Annotated in this window: 20 protein-coding genes and 1 other RNA gene; 16 read left to right on the top strand and 5 right to left on the bottom strand. The window is 26.5% G+C overall.

Features of this window, described 5'->3' with window-relative positions:
- Nucleotides 1–23 precede the first annotated feature (23 nt).
- Nucleotides 24–842, bottom strand: a complete 819-nt coding sequence (locus tag BET03_RS08705; protein ID WP_243096901.1) for an NAD(+)/NADH kinase — start codon at nt 840–842, stop codon at nt 24–26.
- 113 nt (nt 843–955) lie between these two features.
- On the opposite strand from BET03_RS08705, the gene BET03_RS08700 reads away from it, so the two are divergent.
- Nucleotides 956–1,864 carry an RluA family pseudouridine synthase gene (locus BET03_RS08700; protein WP_120169410.1) on the top strand — a complete coding sequence of 303 codons (909 nt, stop codon included), beginning with the start codon at nt 956–958 and terminating at the stop codon, nt 1,862–1,864.
- 55 nt (nt 1,865–1,919) lie between these two features.
- The gene (locus BET03_RS08695; RefSeq protein WP_120169408.1) at nt 1,920–2,192 is read left to right on the top strand and encodes a hypothetical protein; all 273 of its coding nucleotides are present in this window, start codon (nt 1,920–1,922) and stop codon (nt 2,190–2,192) included.
- Between the two features lie 94 nt (nt 2,193–2,286).
- On the opposite strand, the gene BET03_RS08690 is transcribed toward BET03_RS08695, so the two are convergent.
- On the bottom strand, nt 2,287–2,973 hold the full coding sequence (locus tag BET03_RS08690) for a hypothetical protein (protein WP_120169406.1): 687 nt from the start codon (nt 2,971–2,973) through the stop codon (nt 2,287–2,289).
- 208 nt (nt 2,974–3,181) lie between these two features.
- Between BET03_RS08690 and BET03_RS08685 the strand changes: the two genes are divergently transcribed.
- The 3 genes from BET03_RS08685 to ssrS all read left to right on the top strand — a co-directional run bounded on the left by BET03_RS08685 (nt 3,182) and on the right by ssrS (nt 5,792).
- Complete coding sequence (locus tag BET03_RS08685) at nt 3,182–3,475, top strand: hypothetical protein (protein ID WP_120169404.1); 294 nt, start codon at nt 3,182–3,184, stop codon at nt 3,473–3,475.
- Nucleotides 3,476–3,701: 226 nt separating this feature from the next.
- Nucleotides 3,702–5,450, top strand: a complete 1,749-nt coding sequence (gene ftsH / locus BET03_RS08680) for an ATP-dependent zinc metalloprotease FtsH (protein ID WP_120169402.1) — start codon at nt 3,702–3,704, stop codon at nt 5,448–5,450.
- 162 nt (nt 5,451–5,612) lie between these two features.
- A non-coding RNA gene (ssrS, locus tag BET03_RS08675) (6S RNA) lies at nt 5,613–5,792 on the top strand.
- Nucleotides 5,793–5,876: 84 nt separating this feature from the next.
- On the opposite strand, the gene spoVB is transcribed toward ssrS, so the two are convergent.
- Nucleotides 5,877–7,409 carry a stage V sporulation protein B gene (gene spoVB / locus BET03_RS08670; RefSeq protein WP_243096900.1) on the bottom strand — a complete coding sequence of 511 codons (1,533 nt, stop codon included), beginning with the start codon at nt 7,407–7,409 and terminating at the stop codon, nt 5,877–5,879.
- A gap of 216 nt (nt 7,410–7,625) precedes the next feature.
- On the opposite strand from spoVB, the gene BET03_RS08665 reads away from it, so the two are divergent.
- The 6 genes from BET03_RS08665 to BET03_RS08640 all read left to right on the top strand — a co-directional run bounded on the left by BET03_RS08665 (nt 7,626) and on the right by BET03_RS08640 (nt 12,175).
- Nucleotides 7,626–7,811, top strand: a complete 186-nt coding sequence (locus BET03_RS08665) for a type Z 30S ribosomal protein S14 (RefSeq protein WP_120169398.1) — start codon at nt 7,626–7,628, stop codon at nt 7,809–7,811.
- An 18-nt stretch (nt 7,812–7,829) separates the two neighbouring features.
- Entirely contained in the window at nt 7,830–8,072 is a 243-nt protein-coding gene (locus BET03_RS08660; RefSeq protein WP_120169396.1) for a hypothetical protein, read from the top strand.
- An 84-nt stretch (nt 8,073–8,156) separates the two neighbouring features.
- Entirely contained in the window at nt 8,157–8,351 is a 195-nt protein-coding gene (locus tag BET03_RS08655) for a hypothetical protein (RefSeq protein ID WP_120169394.1), read from the top strand.
- Nucleotides 8,352–8,598: 247 nt separating this feature from the next.
- Entirely contained in the window at nt 8,599–10,242 is a 1,644-nt protein-coding gene (locus BET03_RS08650; protein WP_120169392.1) for a hypothetical protein, read from the top strand.
- Nucleotides 10,243–10,260: 18 nt separating this feature from the next.
- Nucleotides 10,261–11,124 (top strand): DUF4438 domain-containing protein, encoded by an 864-nt coding sequence (locus BET03_RS08645; RefSeq protein ID WP_120169390.1) that lies wholly within the window; start codon nt 10,261–10,263, stop codon nt 11,122–11,124.
- A gap of 157 nt (nt 11,125–11,281) precedes the next feature.
- The gene (locus BET03_RS08640) at nt 11,282–12,175 is read left to right on the top strand and encodes a diacylglycerol/lipid kinase family protein (RefSeq protein ID WP_120169388.1); all 894 of its coding nucleotides are present in this window, start codon (nt 11,282–11,284) and stop codon (nt 12,173–12,175) included.
- Between the two features lie 7 nt (nt 12,176–12,182).
- On the opposite strand, the gene BET03_RS08635 is transcribed toward BET03_RS08640, so the two are convergent.
- Together BET03_RS08635 and BET03_RS08630 are read right to left on the bottom strand one after the other, a co-directional pair.
- Nucleotides 12,183–12,590, bottom strand: coding sequence for a bactofilin family protein (locus tag BET03_RS08635; RefSeq protein WP_120169385.1), 408 nt, complete (start codon nt 12,588–12,590; stop codon nt 12,183–12,185).
- 15 nt (nt 12,591–12,605) lie between these two features.
- Nucleotides 12,606–13,550: a M23 family metallopeptidase gene (locus BET03_RS08630; RefSeq protein ID WP_120169383.1), complete on the bottom strand. Its 945-nt coding sequence runs from the start codon at nt 13,548–13,550 to the stop codon at nt 12,606–12,608.
- A 132-nt stretch (nt 13,551–13,682) separates the two neighbouring features.
- Between BET03_RS08630 and BET03_RS08625 the strand changes: the two genes are divergently transcribed.
- From BET03_RS08625 to BET03_RS08605, 5 genes are all read left to right on the top strand, one after another.
- A complete protein-coding gene (locus BET03_RS08625; RefSeq protein ID WP_120169381.1) occupies nt 13,683–14,135 on the top strand; it encodes a MarR family winged helix-turn-helix transcriptional regulator in 453 nt (150 codons plus the stop codon).
- Between the two features lie 110 nt (nt 14,136–14,245).
- Nucleotides 14,246–19,606: a diguanylate cyclase gene (locus BET03_RS08620; RefSeq protein WP_120169379.1), complete on the top strand. Its 5,361-nt coding sequence runs from the start codon at nt 14,246–14,248 to the stop codon at nt 19,604–19,606.
- A 24-nt stretch (nt 19,607–19,630) separates the two neighbouring features.
- Nucleotides 19,631–20,635 (top strand): LacI family DNA-binding transcriptional regulator, encoded by a 1,005-nt coding sequence (locus BET03_RS08615; RefSeq protein WP_120169377.1) that lies wholly within the window; start codon nt 19,631–19,633, stop codon nt 20,633–20,635.
- Nucleotides 20,636–20,694: 59 nt separating this feature from the next.
- Nucleotides 20,695–20,943: a YkuS family protein gene (locus tag BET03_RS08610; RefSeq protein WP_120169375.1), complete on the top strand. Its 249-nt coding sequence runs from the start codon at nt 20,695–20,697 to the stop codon at nt 20,941–20,943.
- 56 nt (nt 20,944–20,999) lie between these two features.
- Nucleotides 21,000–21,809: a TrmB family transcriptional regulator gene (locus BET03_RS08605; protein ID WP_120169373.1), complete on the top strand. Its 810-nt coding sequence runs from the start codon at nt 21,000–21,002 to the stop codon at nt 21,807–21,809.
- Nucleotides 21,810–22,010 lie beyond the last annotated feature (201 nt).

Genomic DNA, 22,010 nt, shown 5'->3' with positions numbered 1-22,010 from the left:
ATTACCTTTTTTTATATTGACATTTATAAAAATTTATCTTTTAGCTTAGTCCAGAAATTTTTATCTTTTAAAGTTAGCATATTAATAGTCATATCTGATAGTTTTAGATTTATCTCTACAATATTATCATATTTATGTTGTTTACCATCAACAACAATAAGTATAGAGTTTTCAAATCTATATTCAGGGTTTATTTTTATTGTCATATTTCTAGGAACAATGACACTTGAATTTAAAGATCTATATACACTAGAATTAATAGGAGCTAATGGGGTTATCTGTAAAGCTTTTATATAAGGGTAAACTATACTTCCACCAGCAGAATAATTGTATGCCGTACTACCAATAGGGGTTGATATTATAACACCATCACCACTTAACCTTTGAAGAAAACTATCATTAATAGAAATATCAAGATGAATCGTTTTTGATTCTATACCTTTTATAACAATTTCGTTTACACCAATAAGTTCAATACAACTAGTTCGTGTACATATTATACCTTCAACAAGTGATATTTCCTCTACTTTATAATCTTTAGATTTTAATTTTTTTATGAAAGTATCTATCTCATGGGGAGATACTTCTTGAAAAAAACCTAAATGACCAGTATTAATTCCCACAAAAGGGATATCAGGAAAATTATGTTTATGTACTGCTTGTAAAAAAGCTCCATCTCCTCCAACACAAATATTTAACCATGCACTATAATCATATTGCTCAGATACTACAAATCCATTATCTGTAAGTTTTTTTTCTAAAAGTGCAACCGTTTTTTTTGATATATCACTATTATTATGTATAATATTTACAGTATTGTTTTCGCCTTTTACTGAATCCAAAATATCTACCTCCGAAAGTTCAAATAATAATATAAACATATTATATCTTGTTAAAATTTTTCCATAGTTATATTATATACTATAATATTATAGAATAAAATGGAGGAATAAAAATGAAAAATATAAATAATCTAAAGGAAAGTGAGAACATTATAAAATATAGAGTAACGAGTAAGGGATTATCTGTAAAAAAAGTCTTACTTGATAATTTAGGAATTTCTACAAGACTGTTTAGAAAATTATCTAAAAATAAACTAATATTTTTAAATAATAAAAAAGTAAAGCCAGGGCAGCTAACTAATAAAGGAGATACTATAACTATAATTATGAAAGATGAAGATCAAAATATAAAACCTCAAAATATTCCACTAGATATTATTTATGAAGACTATGATTTACTTATACTTAATAAACAGCCTTATATGGTAGTTTATCCTACAAAATCCCATAAAGATAATACAATTGCTAATGGTATTGCTTATTATTTTAATCAAAAAGGAATAAATAAAAAAATAAGGTTTGTAAATAGACTTGATATGAACACATCGGGAATACTTGTAGTAGCTAAAAATTCCTTTGGACATCAACAAATGTCAAGACAATTTGAGAATAATATTGTTGAGAAAAAATATATAACCATAGTTAAAGGGAGATTAAAAAAAGAAAAAGGTCTAATAAATAAACCAATAGGGATAGATGATGATAATCCAATAAGAAGGAAGGTAAAAGATGAAGGGAAGGAAGCAGTAACTAAATATAAGGTTATAGAAAAATATAAAGATGCTAGCCTTGTTGAAGTAAAAATAGAAACAGGAAGAACTCATCAAATTAGGGTGCATTTAAGTTCAATAGGTCATCCAATAATTGGAGATACTTTATATAATGAAGAAACTGAACTAATAAAAAGACAGGCTTTACATTCATATTCACTTAAATTTAAAATACCTAGAACAGGAAAACAAAAGGAAGTTATAGCAAAAATACCAAATGATATGAAAAGATTAATAAAGTTGTTGAAATAAAGTTATGATAATGGGGAAAACTAATTACACAAGTTTATTTAAATGGGGTGAAACAATGTTAAATAGTATTGTAGAAAGTAGAAAAAGGGAAGAAAATGGAATATATAGATTAAACTTAAGTGTTTCAGAAAAAGCCTATTTTTCAGTGTATGATAGTGTTAATGAGGATGCTGGATATGAAATTATTGATCAGTATTTAAATTATCATCAGGATGATGGTAGACCTGAAAAAGTTCAAGTAAAGTATAATAAAAATTCACATATTATTAATATATCGGCAGAATTGCATTATACTGATAATAAACATACAGATCCTAAATACTATTAAATAAATACATTAAATACAAAAATAAGAGTTTTTTTGGAAAGGTTACAAAAGGAATGAGGGACTATCAAGTCCCTCGTTTTTAATATAATTTCTATTAATCTTTTTTTCCTTCATTATTTTTATTATTTTCATCACTTTCTTCATCAGGACTGTTTAATACCTTTAATACTTCCATCATTTGAAGCATATCTTCCATTTTGTCCATGTTTTTATCATTTTCACTACCTAATAATGGCTTAACAATTTCCATCATATCTTCTATTCCAATATTTTGTTTATCTGACTCCATTAGTTTAGTAAAAGTATCCATAAGTGGTTTAAATTTATTAGCATTTAAAATTAAGTCAGTAATAGGTTTTAAGTTTTTAGCTTTATCATTAGGTAATTCTTCCTGGATTGCTGTAATTATGTTTTTTATCCTTTCTTGTTTATGCATAGTTTTAACAGATTTTATAGGCTCATAAGAATCATTAGATTTAATAATATCGAGAAGACCTAAAATCTTTGACATTCTGTCAAGGAAAGGGATAAAGGTATTAATTGTATTTATTGTGTTTTCAGGTAGATAGGGGCCTACTCTTTTAAGTATTCTTAAATTTTTTTCAATACTTTCAGCTGATATAGAATTTAAAAAGTTAAAAGCAGAATTTCTCTTAAAAGCGGAATTTCTCTTAGGTGAAACTCTAAAAAGTAAAAAAAGTGGTAGAAAAATAAGTAATTTATTTTTTGAAGATTTCGTCTTTATTTTATTGTCAGATGGAGCTACAGTTAAACTGTTCATTTTAAGCCTCCTAGAATATAGATTAAAACAATGCTTTGTATACTATACTATGAAGTTATGTTAATATTTGTTACTAATAAAGCCTTAATTTAAAAAGTTTATTTTAATACAGTTATAAAAGGTAATATTTTTTGATATTGAGAATATTTATATATTAAAACAGGGTAAATATCACTTTAATCAATATTCCTAATTAAGGAGGGCTTTTATGAGTAATGACAAATACAATAAAGCAGAGGAAATGTTTGAAAATTTAGGTAAAAAATTTAATGCATCTGAAGAACAGCTTGAAAAATTAAAGGAGTTAGCAAGTAAATACGAAGGCAAATCTGAAGAAGAAATATTACTTGAAGTGATGAAATTAAGAAATTTTTTAAAAGGAATGAATGAAGAAGAATATAAAAATAAAATAAGAAAGCTTGAAAAAATACGTCCATTATTGAATGAGGATCAGAAAAAGAAACTAGATAAATTACTAAATGTTCTTAAAGAACAAGAATAAAAACTGGCAGCCATATGGCTGCCAGTTTTATTGGCTAAGAAAGTATATTTCAACAAATTGTTGAAACAAAGACAAATACTGTATTTAAGTATTATGAAAAATTTTGGAAGACAATAACAAAATAATGGATTATGTAAACCAAAACAAATATTTAAAATTGGACAAACTAAGCAAAATTTGATATAATAATGCATGATATTATGTAAACTAGAGAGAGGGGGATAGCATGAAACTGAACAAAAAAAGTAAAATAGGTATAGCACTTTTTTTGTTTTTAATAGTAATTGGGATAGCAACTTATATTTATATAAATAACAATCAAGAATATGATGAGATTTCATATAAAAAGTTTATGACTATGGTTGAAGGAGGAAAAGTTGATAAAGTTTTCTTAAGTAATAGTCCTAAAATAAAAGGTAAGTTAAAAGATGGAACCTATTTTATAACAGATAACCCTAGAACAGAAGATTTTAAAGAAAGACTTTTAATGTTTGGTACTACTGTTGAAGAAACTGAAGGTAATAGTACTGCAAAAGATATACTTATGTCTTTGCTATTTTTAGGAAGTTTTGGGGCTATAGCTTATTTTATGAGTAGAAATTCATCAAGGCAAGCCCAAAAAGAAATAACTCAGATGTCAAAGATTGATAGTGATACTAATAATGATTCAAGGATTACTTTTGAAGATGTAGCCGGAAATGAAGAAGCTAAAGAAAGCTTAAAGGAACTTGTAGATTTTATTATAAATCCAGAAAAATATTCAAGATATGGTGCAAGGATGCCTAGAGGGGTTTTACTATATGGTCCTCCAGGTACAGGAAAAACCCTCCTTGCAAAAGCATTAGCTGGTGAAGCCAATGTACCATTTTTTGCAGTTACAGGTTCAGATTTTATTCAAGTGTATGCTGGATTAGGTGCTAGTAGAATAAGATCTCTGTTTAAAAAAGCAAGACAAGTAGGGAAATGTGTTATTTTTATAGATGAGATTGATGCACTTGGTAAAAAAAGAAGAGGTTTAGGAAATGGTGGAAGTGATGAAAGTGACAGAACATTAAATGCTCTTCTTACTGAAATGTCTGGTTTTAAAGAAAATGAAGGAATTATAGTAATTGCAGCTACTAATAGAATTGATACCTTAGATGAAGCCTTATTAAGACCAGGAAGATTTGATAGACAAATTGAAGTTGGCTTACCAGATGTTAATGGTAGATATAAAATTCTAAAACTTCATAGTAAAAATAAACCACTATCAGATGATGTAGATTTAAAAAAGGTAGCATATGAAACAGTATACTTTAGTGGAGCCAAATTAGAGAACTTGCTAAATGAATCAGCTATGATTGCTGCAAAAAATAATGAAGAAAAAATTAAAATGAAACATATAGATAAAGCTTTCTATACTGTTATTGCTGGAGAAGAAAAGAAGGACAGAAGTAGTATTTTACAAGAAGATAAAAGAATAACAGCCTACCATGAAGCAGGACATGCATTAATTACTAAACTTATGTCACCTGAAAATAGAGTTACTAAAATAACAATTATACCAAGTACAAAAGGAGCAGGAGGTTTTAGTATGAATATTCCTCCTGATAAAATGTACCAGACAAAAAAAGATATTAAAAATAATATTATGATTGCATTAGGAGGTAGGGCTGCTGAAGAAATTATATTTGGAGAAGAAAAAATTACCACAGGAGCTTCAAATGACCTTAAAAAAGCTACTCAAATGATGTTATCTATGGTTGGTAAATTTGGTATGGATGAAGAAACAGGTCTTCTAGATTACGAAGTTATAATAGGAAATAAAGCTAATAATTATGTATTAAAAAGAAGTAAAGAATTAATGAAAAAATTATATGATAAAACAAAGCAATTATTAAAAGATAATAAAGACACTTTAGACAAAATTGCCAATACTTTATTAGAAAAGGAAACTATAGACGAAGAAGAATTAGAGTTATTAATAAAAGCTTAGGGAGTCAAACTCTCTAAGCTTTTATTATGCTATTTTAACCTGAAAAATGGTGAAATCAAAAATAAAGTTTACATAACCTTATATATTTTAAAATAATTTTTTAAAATAACATTTATTACATATTTTTAAAAAAACTATTTTGTGGTATAATATAAACAACAAAGGTTCCTGAGGTGTACGTCGGCTCTAATAATCCAACACCGACACTATAGAAGAGGGAATCCGGGTCCAATAGTGTATGATATGCCTTATAGAGTAAGGACATCAAAAGCTATTGGCAGGGTACCCACTTGCGTGAGGACTGGGTGTGGATTAAAGAGCAGGCGGCATCATGGGATTTCCCTTAAGCTTTAAGCTTAGGGGATTTTGTTTTTTTGATTTCAAATAATTTGGTTACAATAGTAAAAGCGGCGTAAGCCGCATTTTTTATTTCCAGATCTTTTTTATTAAGGAAATGGAGATTCCTTTGGTTGCAAATAGAGTTAAAACGTATACCAGACTACCTATTGACATGCAAATAACAAAAGAAAAATAAGTATTAATTTCTTTTATTGATAAAAAGTTACTAGTAATGAAAATAGCTAATACCATTAATATTGAAGAAATAGCAGGTTTTAGAACAGAGTTGGTCACGTTTATTTTTACTTTAACTACTTTATTTAAGCTAATAAAATTTAATATACAAATAATTGCAGTGGAAACTATAAAACCTATGAAAAAACCATTTATTGCAAAACTGGGATTAGCTACTAAAAAGTATGTAGCTAGAAGTTGAAAAGACATTCCAATAAGATAATTTATCGTTGCTATTATCTGTTTTCCTAATCCATGCAAAATACCTGAGAGTGTATGATATGTTGATATAAAAATTGTACTATAACCTAATATCTCTATATACTTACCAACCAATCTATCCTTGTAAAAAAACATAGCTATTGACTTGCCAAAGAAAATAAATAAAAAAGTAAGGGGTATAGAAACTAATAAAGTAATCCAAATACATAAGGAAATATTATTCTTTATTTTGGAGAAATTTTTTAAGGCTACTTGTTCAGAAAGATTAGGTATTATATTTATTACTAGGGCTGATGTAACAATAAAAGGTAAAAAGATTATGGGTAAAGACATACCAACAACTCTACCAAAAGTTGATACTGCCTCAGGATGGCTGTATCCTGCAATCATTAACCTTTGGGGTATTAATACGGCATTAGCAAATTGCAATAGTACGTTTATAATTCTTGAAATTGTTATTGGAAGAGCTATATATGAAATTTTATAAAGTATCTTTAGTGAAGTTATATTTTTTGCATTTTTAAAAGTATTTTTATATCTCTGAATTTTATAATTAAATATTAACCATATCAAACCAAATGCTTCACCTACAGATATTCCACATACTGCTATAAAAGCCCCTTTACTAGGTGTAATAGGATAGAAATAATATATAATACCTATAACAAATACAATTCTAGCGATTTGCTCGATGACTTGGGCTATTCCTGATATTGTAACTTTTTTTAATCCATAAAAGTAACCTCTAATAACTGAAGAAATAGAGATAAGTATAATGGCAGGAGCAAGGAGTATAACACTATTATAAATCTCATTAGTTTTAAATATGTTATTACTTATAAAATTACTAAATATAATAACAATTCCTGCTAAAAATATGGCAATAGTAATTGTTAAGGTTACTGAAATTTTAAAAACCTTTTTTATTCTGTAATAATTGTTTAGGGATTTTTCCTTTGCGATTAACTTAGATACAGCTATAGGTATACCTGCAGTAGTTATGGTAACAAAAACCATTAAAATAGGGAAAACCATTTGAAAAAGACCTATCCCCTTTGGTCCTATAAGTTTTGAAAGTATTATTTTATAGCTAAAACCAATTAATCTTACTACAAAATTTATTATTGCCAATATAAATGATCCATAAATAAATTCAGAACTCAAAATATCACCTCAGTAAATGAGTATTGAATATAGTATAAAGATATTCTTTAGATGTAGTTTAATATTCCATGTTTTAAGGCACTAATTAGAAATATTTTAAAAAATAAAGCTAAATTAGATTACTTAAGGTTTAATCTAAGCTTCAAGGTTAAATACTAATAAAAATTTGATTTAAAGGGAAAATTATAAATAACAAAAACTATAGGAGGCGAAACTTTGGCAAGAAAAGCACTTAAAGAAAAACAAAAAAAGAAACCAAAATTTAGTACTAGAAAATATAACAGATGCAAAATATGTGGAAGACCTAGGGGATATTTAAGGAAATATGGAGTTTGTAGGGTATGTTTTAGAGAATTAGCCCATCAAGGAAAAATTCCAGGGGTAAAAAAAGCAAGCTGGTAACTTTAAGAGGGTGTAAATATGGAACTTGTATGTCCATTATGTAATAATCTAGAAGAATATACAATGGAATGTCCAATGTGTAAGGAAAATATGATGGACGAAGGGCCTATAGTTAATTATCTAGATGATTATAGTCCATATCTACCAAAAGATATTACACAATTAGTTGATGGAGCAGAACATGATAAGTGTGTTCATTTATTTAGATGTAAGGGATGCAATTATGACAAAAGGGTAGAAATAAAAAGGATTAAAATTTAGTAGGATTAACTAGTAAAGTTAATTACATATTAGATATGTAATTAAGAAACAATAATTAAGAGAAACTTTAAGGAGGTGTTTACTTTGGATATAAATCTTAAAGATGCAGTAAAGAAAAAATTATTAGATGCTCAAGAAATGGTAAGGGATTATGAAATGTTTTCTAAAGAAATTAGGGATACTGAATTAGCTGAAACTTTTAAAATGTTTGCCGAAGAGTCTGGAATGCAAGCAAGAAGATTACAGGCAATATTAGATAAATTAGAAGGTAGAAAGTAGTTATAAGGCCTCATAAGAGGCCTTTTTTATTGCGAAAAAAGCAAAAAAATTAACAATTTATAATTAGAACATAGAAAATAAGATATGAAAGACTTTAAAGCACATTTTAATGTGCTTTTTTTGTATGTTTTTTTATAGAATGTTATTAAAAAAGTAAAAAGGTAAATTCATTTCAAATCAAAAATGGTATAATATAATTATGCAAATTTTTACAGTTGTTCATTTGATTCATAGGGGGAGTGTATGTATGAAAAGAAGGTTTTATGTTAAAACAATAGCTTTAATAGTATTAATAATATTATGTTTTTTAACCATTCACACTTATAATCATGTAAAGATAAAAGCAATAAGATATACAAATAACTGGGGAAAACATAAAGAAATAGGGGAATCATACCTTAATAGAATGCCTTTAATAGGAGAAATTGAAGATTCTATTTTAACAGTAACTTTTAATGGAAAGAATAGTTTAAATTACTATAATTATAATTACCAGGGAAATATAATAGACAAAGGGAAAAGTACACTTGAAGGTTTTGATATAGATGAAATATTTGAAATTTACTTAATAAGGGATAAACTAGTTTATAAGCACAAAAATAATGTATACATGACCAAATACCAAAAGGGAATTGGTTTTACAAAACCAGAAATACTTTTAGAAAATGTTTTAGGCTTAAATATGAATATTGCAGATAATAAAAATGTTGTTTCAACCTATAATAAAGAAAATATAAGTATTTATAACTTTGAAGATGGGAACTTAGAAAAATTATACCAATTTCAGAATAAATGGAATTTAAAAAAGGTATATTTTAAAACTTTTTCAGATAAGGAATATATATTTTTAGTTTGTAACTCTAACAATTATGCTAATGAAATTATTGGAGGGAAAATTAAAAACGAAAGTATTAATAATTTAAAATCTATAGATAGAAGAGCTATTAAATCTAGTGAGACTATAAACCAAATTTATATTGAAAGAATAGATAAAAGTTTCTTTATTGGCTATACAATAACATCTTCTGGGAGGGAACGAGCTACTACTTTATATTATAAGATTATAGACAGTAATACATTTCAAGTATTAAAGGATAATGTAATTAATGATACCTATATAGACTCAATGTATCAATTTGGTGAAAATGTATTTATTAAAAGTAGTGGAGCTTATATTGAGGTCTTTGCGTCAGGAATAAATACTTTAAATAAATATGCTATTTATCCAGATATATTTAAAGTTAAAATAGATAAAAGTGGAGAAGTTGTGTCTACTGATTTTATTACTTATACGCAAAATTATTCTAAATATCCTGCTTTACTTGACATTAAATATGGTAGATATTTGGTATGGTATGATATAAAAGGGGAAGGCTATAAACTTATGTTAACTAGTACAAATAAAGAGTTTGTAAGCCTAAATTCAAAACCTACATCCAATGACTACAAATCTGCCTTTCTTAATGCCCTATCATCACCTTTTTATGCCATAGCATTTGTATTTTTAAAAGGGACTCAAATGCTTATATATATTTTGGCTGTTTTTTTACCAATAGGATTTATTTTTCATAGATTTAGAGTTGAAAATGAAAAATTAAAAGGGGCCATTTGTCTGTTTGCTTATATAGTATTAAACTTAATTTTATATAAAAGCACCTATTTTACAGAAAACATTATAAGGTTTATGCCAGAGTTTCTTAAGTTTTATCTTGCACCATATGTTGTTCCATTGATTATTAATCTTATTTCTGGGATAACACTATATATTTTTTATAGTGAGAATAAAAAGAGAAGCTATATAGCATATATAGTATTTTTTATAGTTGTTGATGTATATTTTTCAAACTTATTATTTGTGCCATTTTCCATGACTAAGCTTCTCTTAAAATAAAGGATTGGAGGAAATAATATGATAAAAACAAATATCAATAATCTTGTTATCCAGTCAGTACAAGGAAAAATTCATCATCCTATGGCTGTGTATCCCTATAGAATTGATACAGAAGGGCAAGCCAATGTTTTACCAGCAACAGGAGGAATAACTTATAATGTAAAAATAGGAGATCCAGCATTTGGATGGGTTGGTGACCATATTGAGCCAGGTGTAAGTATAAGGAATGAAGATAAAGGAGAAAATGGTGCATTAAATCTTTTAGCTTGTATAGGGAATGAAGCTAAAGTTATAACTGGTGAGGCTAAAGGGGCTAAAGGATATGTAACAGGAATACATGGAGGAATAGACCATGTTATTGTATATTTTAAAGAAGAAGACTTAGATAAAATGGTAGTTGATGACAAGATTTTAATAAAAGCCCATGGACAGGGTCTAAAATTACTTGATTATCCTGAAATTAAGGTTATGAGTTTAGATCCTAATCTATTTTGCAAAATAGGGATTAAAGAAACAAGTGATGGAAAAATTGAAGTGCCTGTAGTGGCAGAAGTACCTGCTTACCTTATGGGTTCAGGTATCGGCACATCAACTTCCTTTAAAGGTGATTATGATATTATGACTTCAGACAAAGAAGTGGTTAAGAAATATGGTTTAGACAAACTAAAATTTGGAGATCTGGTTTTACTTAGAGATTGTGATAATACTTATGGAAGGGGATATCTTAAAGGAGCAGTATCAATAGGTGTAATTGTTCATAGTGATTGTATTAAAATGGGCCATGGTCCAGGTGTGACGATTATAATGACAAGTAAAAAGTCTCTAATAAAAGGTGTAAAAAATAGTAATGCTAATATAGGAAATTATCTAGATATAATATAAAATAGATAAAACAGTGGCGTTCGCATTGCGAACGCCACTGTTTTAAAAATTATTAAGCCAATTAACTAAAACTATACTATAGCAATTATTTGTATTATAATTAATATAGTAACAAAGATAATAAGCCCAAGAGTTTGATATAGATAGGAGGATAAAAGTGAAAAAAGTTAAAGTAATATATAATCCTTCTTCAGGAAGACAATTAATACAAAGAAGAATTGATAATGTATGTAAGATACTAATGGATAATGGTTACCTTGTAGGTAAATTTGCTACTAGGAAACAGTATGATGCTGAAAATGAAACCATAAAGTGCTGTAAAGAAGACTGGGATATTATAATAGCCTGCGGAGGGGATGGTACAGTAAATGAAGTTGCCAATGGAATTGTTAAAGGAGGAAGAAAGATACCAGTTGGAATTTTACCAGCAGGAACAGTTAATGATTTTGCTAATTATATGAAATTGCCAAAAAATCCAAAGGATTTTTGTAATATGATTATAGAGGGAAAAACGGTAGATGTTGATTTAGGTAAAGCAAATGATAGATATTTTGTTAATGTAGCAGCAGGTGGTCTATTAACTAATGTTGCTTATCAAGTTCCATCTGAAATAAAAACAGTTTTAGGAAGAGTAGCATATTACTTAGAAGGGCTAAAAGAGATACCTAAGCAAAATTTTAATTTTAAGCCAATAAATATGACTATTCATAGTGAAGAGTATTCCCAAAATGAGGAAGTTTTACTTTTTTTAATAACAAATAGCTCATCTATAGGGGGATTTAAAAGACTTGCCCCCTTAGCCAAAGTAGAAGATGGATACTTAGATTGTATTATTATAAAAAAATCAGATATTCAAGATATAGTATCAATATTTATAAACATTTTTAAAGGAAAACATATTGAACATCCTAATGTAAAATACTTTAAAACTAGAAAAATAACAATAGATACAAATAATTCAGTAGATATAGATGTGGATGGAGAATATGCTGGAAAATTGCCAGCAACCTTTGAAGTTATTCCAAATAGTTTTAGAATATTTATAAAATAAAGGAGCTTTATTTAGCTCCTTTATTTTTATTACTATTATTATTTTGAGAATCCTTTTCTTTTATATTAGAGCTACTTTGCATTTTACATGTTCCTTCAAAAACTGCATTTTCATCAACAATAAAGCTTTTTACTATAATATCACCATATAACTTTGCAGTATTTGTTAATCTTAATTGTTCATTACATGTTATATTTCCATTAACTATACCTGATATAAGTACATTATTAGCAATTATATTGCCATCTATTTTTCCATTTTCTCCAACTATTAAATTTCCTTTTATATTTAGATCACCAATCAATTCACCATCTAATCTTATAGTTCCAGTAGTTTCCATTTTTCCTTCTAGCTTGGTATTCTTCCCAATTATAGTATCAATCTTTTCTAGGTTTTTATCTTTTTTACTAAACACTACTATCTCTCCTTACTATTTAAAATTGTTTAGTATATTTTTGGGGTTTATAGGTTTTCCGTAATATCTTATCTCAAAATGAAGGTGTGGACCGGTACTCTTTCCTGTATTCCCCATTTTTGCGATAACTTGTCCTTTTTTTACCCTTTCACCTGTACGAACTAACAATTTATTATTATGTCCATATACAGTTTGATATCCGTAACCATGATTTATCATAATTACTTTTCCGTATCCTCCATTATAGCCAGCATACGTAACTACACCGGTACCTGCAGCCTTTATACTAGTTCCATACTTATTTGAAATATCTATACCATAATGAAACTCCCTTCCTCTACCAAATGGATTTTTTCTATAGCCAAAGCCTGATGTGATTCTACCCCAAGTAGGCATTAAATCTGGTTTAGCTTCCAAATATCTTAGACGTTCTTTAACATCATTCTTTAATTTTGCAAGATCTTCTTTACTCTGATCTAATAGCTCTGACAGATTATCAAAATCACTACTAATTTGGGCTGTGTCTATATTATCTTTAGATGTTGCTCTAAAAGCTAAACTACCACCCCTTGAAGCATTAATAGTTACTCTGGTTGTTTCATTATTTTTTGAATCTTTTAAACCTACCATATCTTTTATAGTTTTTTCAAGTTCCGAAATTGATGCTAATTTTTTTTCTATTTCTTCTGTTTTCATTTTAAGGTCTTTTATTTCATTTTTTTGCTTTTTATTTATCTCCTTTAGTGAATTTAATTCTTTAACCTTAGCAGTATAATCTGTCTTTATGTAATTATACGAATAGATTAGATATGATATAGATAATATAGTACATAATATAAATAGGATTAATAATTTTGGAATCCAAGTAGGAACTTTTAGTTGTTTTATATCATTTGAGTGTGAAACTATTAATAAAGAAAAGCAATTATCCTTTTTACTTTGGATGTGATTATATTTCATAATTATTCAGTCCTTTCATAATTTAGACACACAATATTTAAATTCTATAAAATGATTAAAAATCCTTCTATTGAATAAAAAAAATATTGATGATAAAATATTTAGTGTATCGAAATAAATGGAGGGATAATAATGAATAATCATGCATGTGAAAATGTTAAAGAGATAGAAAAATATTTAAGAAACGTAGATTATATTATTAGAAAAAAGGGAAGGGAAATACTTAAGGATTTTAATATTACAGTACCACAATTTCATGCCCTGCAAGTTTTAATAAATAAAGGAGAGCTTACTATAGGTGAATTAAGCCAAAAAATGTCATTGGCTTGTAGTACAATAACAGATTTAATTGATAGGATGGAAAAAAATAATTTAGTTGTTAGAGTAAAAGATAAAAAAGATAAAAGGGTTGTAAGAATAAAAGTAAAGGATGAAGGGTATGAATTAGTGGATAAGGTTTTAGAAAGACGATGGAATTATTTAGCAGATAAGTTAAAGGGTTTTGATGAAGAGAATAAGATTTTTTTAAAAAATAGTTTAGAGGCTTTATATGAAGCAATGAAAGATGAAGATGTTGAAGATTAAGTAAATAACAACAGTTAATGAAAAATATCAATACAAAAGTATACTCCATTATGGTATAATTTTGATAAAATATTGATTAATATAATCAATTTTCAGGGGGATTTTGATATATGGATTTAATTAATGATAGGTATAAAGTAGAAAAAGTTTATCAAGAGGAAGCAAATGGAACTATATATGAAGTTATTGACCTTTTAAGGTCAAATAGAAAAAGATTATTAAAAATTATAGATGAAAATCAATACAGTGAGAAAATTATTAAATACTTTACTGGAAAGTTTTTGCACTTAACGTCCATAAGACATACTAATGTCCTATCTAATCATAGTTTTAACTTAATAAAGACTATAGATAATAAAAAGACAAATATAAAAAGGTTTTTCTATACAAAAGAATATGTACCAAAAGTTACTTTAAAAGACTTATTAAGTAAACTAAATTTGAAGGAAGTTTTAAATATTATAGTACAGATATGTAACACTATAGATGATTTGCATTTCCATGGTTTTGTTTATAAATATTTAAATCCAGAAAATATTTATATAGTTAATGAAAAAGGCAAACTAAAAGTTAAATTAAAGGATTTAGCTGCTATAAAAGAACAGGAATATACCGATACTGTTGATAATTATAATAGAATATTTATTTCCCCTGAAATAAAATTAAATGATAATAAAGTAGATATTAGGTCTGATATTTATTCTATTGGAATGATATTAGACAAGTTGGTTAACAATAAAAAGTTTGATATATCTGATTTCTCAAATAAAGCAGTAGAAAAAGGATTAAAAAAAATAATAAATAAGATGACTAAATTAAATCCAAATAATAGATATCAAGATGTAACAGAAGTAATTAATGATTTAAATAATCTATTTAAAACAAATTATAAGTTAGATAAAAAGAAAAATAGAGAAAGACTAATTTTAAAAACGTGTTTAATAGGTAGAGATAAAGAAGTAAATGAAATATTAGAGATAGATAAAAAATTTGAGGATAGACAATACTCCGATAAGATGATAATGATAACAGGTGAGAGTGGAATAGGGAAAACAAGATTTTTAAAGGAAATAGCTTTTAAATTAAAGATAAAAGATAGAAATGTTTATAATATTTCAGTTTCCCAAAAGAGTAATGACAAGCTAGAGCCTATTAAAGATTTATTAAGGAAAATGATTAAAGACTGTAGTAGCAATTTAATTAAAAAATATGGATGTGAATTAGTAAAAATAATACCCGAGATTGGTATAAACCATAATATTAAACCATCAACTAGGCTTTCAGGCAATAGAGAATTATTAAGATTATATGATAGAATTGCTAATTTCATATTTGATTATGCAAAATATAGATTGACTTATATAATTATTGACGATTTTCATAATTCTGATGTATATACAGTAGAACTTTTAAACTATATAGTTAGACATAATAAAAATATTCCTCTTTTATTAATAATATCCTACAACCAAAACATAGTCAATGAACGCAAGGAGATTAAAGAATACTTATTAAAAATGAAAAATCTTAATGGAGTCAAGAGAATAAATCTTTTAAAATTAAATTTAGATGAAACAGCCCAATTAGTAAAAGATATACTTGGTATTAATTATAAACCTATTAATTTTTCAACTAGACTATTAGAACAAACTAGAGGTAATCCACGTTTTATTGAAGAAGTTATAAAAAATTTATATGGATTAAGACATTTATATATTAATGATGATGGTTTATGGGATTACACTTCAGAAAGCTATTCAAAAATGTATATTCCTTCTGATATTGAGGAGGCTTTGAAAAATCAGATTGATTTATTAGATAAAGAATTATATAGAATAATTAAGATAATTTCTTTATTTAATTCTCCAGTTTCTAAAGATATGCTGGAGAAACTAATTTCAATTGATAAAAATAAACTAGACAAGCAAATAGATAAGTTAGTAGGTATGAAAATACTAGATGAAAGGGTTGAGGATTGGGGATATACTTATGATTATAATAATATAAATCTAAAAAAACATGTAAAATCAAATATATCTAACCATAAAAAAGTAAAAATGCATAAGGTTATTTCTGATGTATTAGAACAATTATATAAAGATAATAAATTAAATAATATAGATGAGCTAGTTTATCATTTAAACAAGTCAAATCAGAAAGATAAAGCTATTAAATATTCAATAGATTTTGCAAAAAAAATGGATAAAATTATTACAAATACACAATCAATTTTATTCTGGGAAAAGGCATACAAACTTTTTGATGAAAAACAAGATATAAGGAAACTAGAAGTATTACTTAATATGGGAAGACTATACCAAAAAGAGGGGGCTAATGATAAAGCAATAGATATTTATGTAAATCTACTTGATTGTGCTAAAAAATTAGACAAACCCCAAATATTAGTTAAAGGTAAAATTAAGCTAGCTGAAATTTATATTAAAAGAAATAATATACAAAAAGCTAATAAATATATTAAAAATGCATTAAAATTAGCAGATTCTATAAATGATATTGATGGATATCTAAATGCAGCAGTAGTATCAAATAGGATAAATATAGAGCTTAAAAATTACAAACATTTAATTAATGATATTGAAAAATATTTAAAATTAGCTTATAATACGGAAAAAATTAATTTTATACCGCAATTTTATAATCAGTTAGGTATAATATCAATGAGGTTTAATAAAGTAAAAAAAGCCATAAAGTACTTTGAAAAAAGCGCAGAATATTTCAAAAAAATGGAAAACTATAGTGAAGCAGCAAAGCCAATAAATAATTTAAGTGTATTGTATTTTCAGCTTTTTAATGATTTTGATAAAAGTATAAAGTATTTAAAGGAAGGATTAAGTATAGCTAGAGAACATCATTCTCGTCCGCATGAGGCTGTATTTTTGAATAATTTAGCAGTTGTTTATATAAATCAGGATGAATATGAAGAGGCAGAAAAACAATTAAGTAAAGCTCTTAATATAGCAGAGGAGATAGGAGATAAAGGGCTAATTATTCAGGCAAATATTAATTATGGAAATTTATATTTAAATACTGGTAGATATGAAAAGTGTTATAATCAATATAAAAAGCTAAAAGATGAATTTAATGAATCTACCTTTTATAACCAAAATACAAGTGAATATTATAGCTTTTTATGCAAATTTTACTTTAAATTTGGACAATGGGATAAAGCAATTTATTATTGTAAAAAAATTATTCAAGAATCTACAAAATTTGAAAATAAAGAGAGATTATTAGCAGAAAGTATTTTGATTTTAATAAAATACTATAAAGATGGCATAATAGATTTAAATAATGTTAATAAATTACGCCAGAAATATAGTGAAAGCTTATTATTTAGAGATAGAAGAGATTTCTTGCTTAATTTGGTATATATCTTTATATTAGAAGATGACTACAAAAATGCAATGAATTTGTTAGTTGAAGATAAAGATGTTTCTAAGAAATTTTCATCTGAATATATGGATTTCTTGCATAAAATATTATATTTATTTATAAATGAAAATAATACTGATAAGTTACTAGAAAGTTCTAATAAACTTAAATACTACAAATATCCTGAATTGAAATTTCTATCTTATGGTTTAATTGGGCGTAGATATTTTGAAAAAGGTGAATATTATAAAGCAGCTAATTACTATTTAGAAGTTTTAGATAAACTATATAGATCTATTAAAAACATACCAAACAGACAAATGCAAATAGGATTAGTTAAAAGTTATTCAAAGGATAAAATAAAAGAAAGAATAAATGTTATTAAGGATATTTTAATAGAAGATAAAAAGGAAAATATAAAATCAGATGATCTAAAATATACAGAAATTGAAGACTTTTTTGATATTAATACTGTAAGCAAACTATTTAATAATAAAGAAATATATACAGAAGCTTTAAAACATTATAATTTTAATAATAAAATAAATAATATAAACGAACTTATATCTAATTTTGCAGATGATTATAAGGAAAATTTAAACTTAATTTTGCAGTTTGGTGTTAGTCAAACCCTTGCTAAAAGAGGTTTTATTGTAATATATAAAGAAGGAACAGACAATTTAGAAATAGTAACGCAAACAAATGAAATCTGTAATATATCAAAGATACGGGATGTCATCGCTAAAGTAAGACAAACAAAAAAAGGTGTGCTTATTAATAATAGATACAATAAAAGTCCCAATAATCAAAAACTCATATTACCAAATGATGCAGTTTCTTTAATATGTATTCCTATATTTAAATTAAAAAACAAACTTGAACCTGAAATACAAGATAGAAGGAAAAAGAAAAATACATTTGACAATAATGAAATTATAGGATATATATATTTAGATAGTGATAGAATTTTTAATAGATTTGATAATAAAAGATATAACTTGGTTAAAGTTTTAGCCAATCTTATATTTTTAAATATTGAAAATTATAACTTAAAGACTATTTCATCCATTGATAAGTTAACAGGAACATATACTAGAAAATATTTTGACAAAACATTTAATGATTTACTAAACAAAGCCAAGAAAACTAAGGTTCCATTTTCAGTCATTATAATAGATATTGATAAGTTCAAGAGTGTAAATGACAAATATGGTCATCAAAAAGGAGATGAAATATTAAGTAAAGTTGGTAATATAATACTAAATTGTACTAGAAGTACTGACATTGTGGCTAGATATGGAGGAGAAGAATTTGTTATAATATCTATGAATACTAATAAGGATGAGGCCTTCATAGTAGCAGAAAAAATTAGAAAAGAAATTGAAGAATCAAAACTACTTGGAGATGAAAGATCACTTACTGTAAGTCTTGGGATTGCTAATTTCCCAGAAGATAGTCAGTATAAAGAAGAACTCATAGAAAAAGCAGATAAATCACTTTATTATGCTAAAAAGTTAGGAAGAAATCAAACAGTTTTTTGGAATGAAAAAATCAAAAATACTTCAAAACGCTTTGATAAATTGGCAGGTATAGTATCAGGTAATACTCCAAAAGACCAAAGAAATGTATTAACAGTAATTGAAATAGTTAACTTAATCAGAGAAAAACTATATAGGGAAGATAAGATATATCTGATATTGGGAAGACTTATAGAATTTTTTGGGGCATATGAAGCAATTCTTATGACATTAGACGAAAATGAAAGAATGAAAGAAATGTATTCTAGAAGGAGATTTTTAGAAGGGTGGATACAAAATCCACGATATAATGAAAAAATTATTAATGAAGTAATAATAAACAAAGTGGGCAAATATCTTATCGATTGGGAAGATATAAGAAATATAGACCCAATTACAGGAAAACCTGACTGGCAGTCTTTAATTGTTGTGCCATTAATTTTTAATGGAAAACTCAAAGGAATTTTGCAAATTTCTGTACCTATAAAAGAAAAAGAGTTTGATTATAATAGTTTTAACTTTGCCAATACTGTAGCTAATATAATTGCAACCATAATATAGATTTACAATATTGGAGGTGAAAATATGGCAGTTACTATAAAAGATGTAGCTAAAAAAGCTGGGGTATCAATTTCAACTGTATCAAGAGTAATAAATAAGTCTAAACCAGTAAGTCCGGAAATTCGCAAAAAAGTTTTAGAAGTAATAGATGAATTGGGATATAGACCAAATGAAATAGCAAGGACACTTGTAACAAAAAAATCTTATCTAATAGGTCTTATTGTAACGGATATAAGTAATCCTTATATAGCTGAGATGGTTAGAGGTGTAGAGGAAATAGGTAAAATGTATAACTACGATGTATTATTATGTAGCACTTATGGTGATAAAGCTGCAGAAATGAAATATATGCAGCTTTTGAATAGAAAGCAGGTAGAAGGTATTATACTTATTTCTGATGAGTTAAGGGGTGAAATAAAGGAAAAAGTAAAGGAGATAAAAATACCTTTTGTATATTTAAGTAGATATACCTATGAAAAAGATTATCCTACTGTTACAATTAATTATCTTGATGCTGCCTATGAAATGACTAATTATTTAATTAGCCTTGGACATAAAAATATAGCTTATTTAGGAAATAAAGGTGAAGAAAATTCTTTATCAGAGTTAATGTTAAAGGGCTATAAAAAAGCTATTAAAGAGAATGATAAAAGAAGTGAAATAATTTACCTTGCAAAAGGTAAAAAAATAGAACATGGATACAATGTTGCTAAAGAAATACTTGATAAAAATAGTGATGTAACAGCTATTTTCTGTAGTAATGATGAATTAGCAATAGGGGTTATCAATTATTTTCATGACAATAATATAAAAGTACCTGAAGATATTTCAGTTACAGGATGTGGAGATATAAAGATTGCTTCTATTTTAAGGCCAAAACTTACCACAATAAGAGAGCCTTTTTATGATATAGGGGCAGTTGCTATTAGAAGAATTATAAAAGAATTAAAAGGAGAAAAAGTTGAGGAAAAAGACATTATATTACCTTTTAAAATTGAAAAAAGAGATAGTACAAAAAAGTTAAAATAAAAGTATAAAAGCCTCCAGATAAGGTCAAAATAAACATGAGAATATCTGGAGGTGAGGCTATGAATAAAAAAATAGCAATAGAAGATACTTTAGGTAATGTTAGAAATTTTCTTGTAAATCAAGGATATCAAGTTAGCAACTTAAGTCAAACTAAGAATAATCTAGACCAATATGATGCAGTAATTGTTTCTGGACAAGATGACAACTTTATGGGGATTAGGGATACTGTAACAAAAACACCTGTAATAAACGCATCAGGAAGATCCCCTGTCGATATATACGATCAACTAAAAAATACTCTAGAATAAAGCAGCGTAAAGCTGCTTTTTATATTTGATTATTATTTTTTAAAAAGGGTGATTAAATGAATAATAAAAAGATTGAAAAAATTATTAATGAGCTTATAAACATTGGTTTAAATACATATGAAGCTAAATCATATTTAGCATTAATTCAAAACCCAAATATAAGTGCTTACGAAATAAGTAAGATTTCAGGTGTTCCACAATCAAAGGTTTATGAAACTATTAAAAAAATGGTTCAAAAGGGCTTAGCTATTGCCAGCGGAACTAATCCAGTTAGGTATACTGCATTACCAATTGATGAATTTCTTGATAGGTATAAATCTAATATAGAAAACTCAATATCTTATATAAAAGAGAACATAAAAACTTTAAATGAGGATCCTAATATAGAATATATGTGGCATTTTAAAGGGAAAATTCAGATTAATAATAAAATTAAATCAATAATTGATGAGGCTAAAAAAAGCCTATATTTTGAAATGTGGAATTATGAGTTTGATTTTTTTTATGAAGATATATATAAAGCAAAGGAAAGAGGAGTCAATATAGTAACTGTATTATACGGCAAGTCTGAGCGAGAAGTAGGTACGATATATTACCATCAAATGTCTGGAATGGATTCAAACGCTAATAGGTTCGGTAGATGGATTACTGTAGTAGCTGATGAAAAGGAATGCTTATTTGGAATATATAAAACAAATGAAAATAATGCAGTTTGGACACAAAACAAACCATTTATGCTTTTGACAGAGGCTTTTATAATCCATGATATAATGATTGCAGAAATATATTCTAAATACAAAAAAGTTTTAGATGATGAATTTGGAACTAATATGAAAAAAATAAGGGAAAAGATAGATATTGGTTAACTAACTTAGCTTTTAGTGATTTCACTAGAAGCTTTTTTTTATTTTTTTTTCTGAATAAATATGATAAGTCTAAGCTTAGCAAAATTTGCAAAAGAATTACATTTTTGAATTTATGGTTTTTTACAAAAATAAAGAAAATTAAGAAAAATAACAAAAATGAATAGATATACAACGAAGTAATAATATACATTTAGAAAAAGT

Source organism: Thermohalobacter berrensis (assembly GCF_003609645.1).
Taxonomy (GTDB): Bacteria; Bacillota; Clostridia; order Tissierellales; family Thermohalobacteraceae; genus Thermohalobacter; species Thermohalobacter berrensis.
This window is presented reverse-complemented; position numbering and strand designations above follow the sequence as displayed.

Excerpts from the sequence above, each read along its gene's own strand:
- BET03_RS08700 (WP_120169410.1), top strand. The coding sequence starts at position 956 with ATGAAAAATATAAATAATCTAAAGGAAAGTGAGAACATTATAAAATAT.
- BET03_RS08695 (WP_120169408.1), top strand. The coding sequence starts at position 1,920 with ATGTTAAATAGTATTGTAGAAAGTAGAAAAAGGGAAGAAAATGGAATA.
- BET03_RS08690 (WP_120169406.1), bottom strand. The coding sequence starts at position 2,973 with ATGAACAGTTTAACTGTAGCTCCATCTGACAATAAAATAAAGACGAAA.
- BET03_RS08685 (WP_120169404.1), top strand. The coding sequence starts at position 3,182 with ATGAGTAATGACAAATACAATAAAGCAGAGGAAATGTTTGAAAATTTA.
- ftsH (WP_120169402.1), top strand. The coding sequence starts at position 3,702 with ATGAAACTGAACAAAAAAAGTAAAATAGGTATAGCACTTTTTTTGTTT.
- BET03_RS08660 (WP_120169396.1), top strand. The coding sequence starts at position 7,830 with ATGGAACTTGTATGTCCATTATGTAATAATCTAGAAGAATATACAATG.
- BET03_RS08650 (WP_120169392.1), top strand. The coding sequence starts at position 8,599 with ATGAAAAGAAGGTTTTATGTTAAAACAATAGCTTTAATAGTATTAATA.
- BET03_RS08645 (WP_120169390.1), top strand. The coding sequence starts at position 10,261 with ATGATAAAAACAAATATCAATAATCTTGTTATCCAGTCAGTACAAGGA.
- BET03_RS08630 (WP_120169383.1), bottom strand. The coding sequence starts at position 13,550 with ATGAAATATAATCACATCCAAAGTAAAAAGGATAATTGCTTTTCTTTA.
- BET03_RS08625 (WP_120169381.1), top strand. The coding sequence starts at position 13,683 with ATGAATAATCATGCATGTGAAAATGTTAAAGAGATAGAAAAATATTTA.
- BET03_RS08620 (WP_120169379.1), top strand. The coding sequence starts at position 14,246 with ATGGATTTAATTAATGATAGGTATAAAGTAGAAAAAGTTTATCAAGAG.
- BET03_RS08615 (WP_120169377.1), top strand. The coding sequence starts at position 19,631 with ATGGCAGTTACTATAAAAGATGTAGCTAAAAAAGCTGGGGTATCAATT.
- BET03_RS08610 (WP_120169375.1), top strand. The coding sequence starts at position 20,695 with ATGAATAAAAAAATAGCAATAGAAGATACTTTAGGTAATGTTAGAAAT.
- BET03_RS08605 (WP_120169373.1), top strand. The coding sequence starts at position 21,000 with ATGAATAATAAAAAGATTGAAAAAATTATTAATGAGCTTATAAACATT.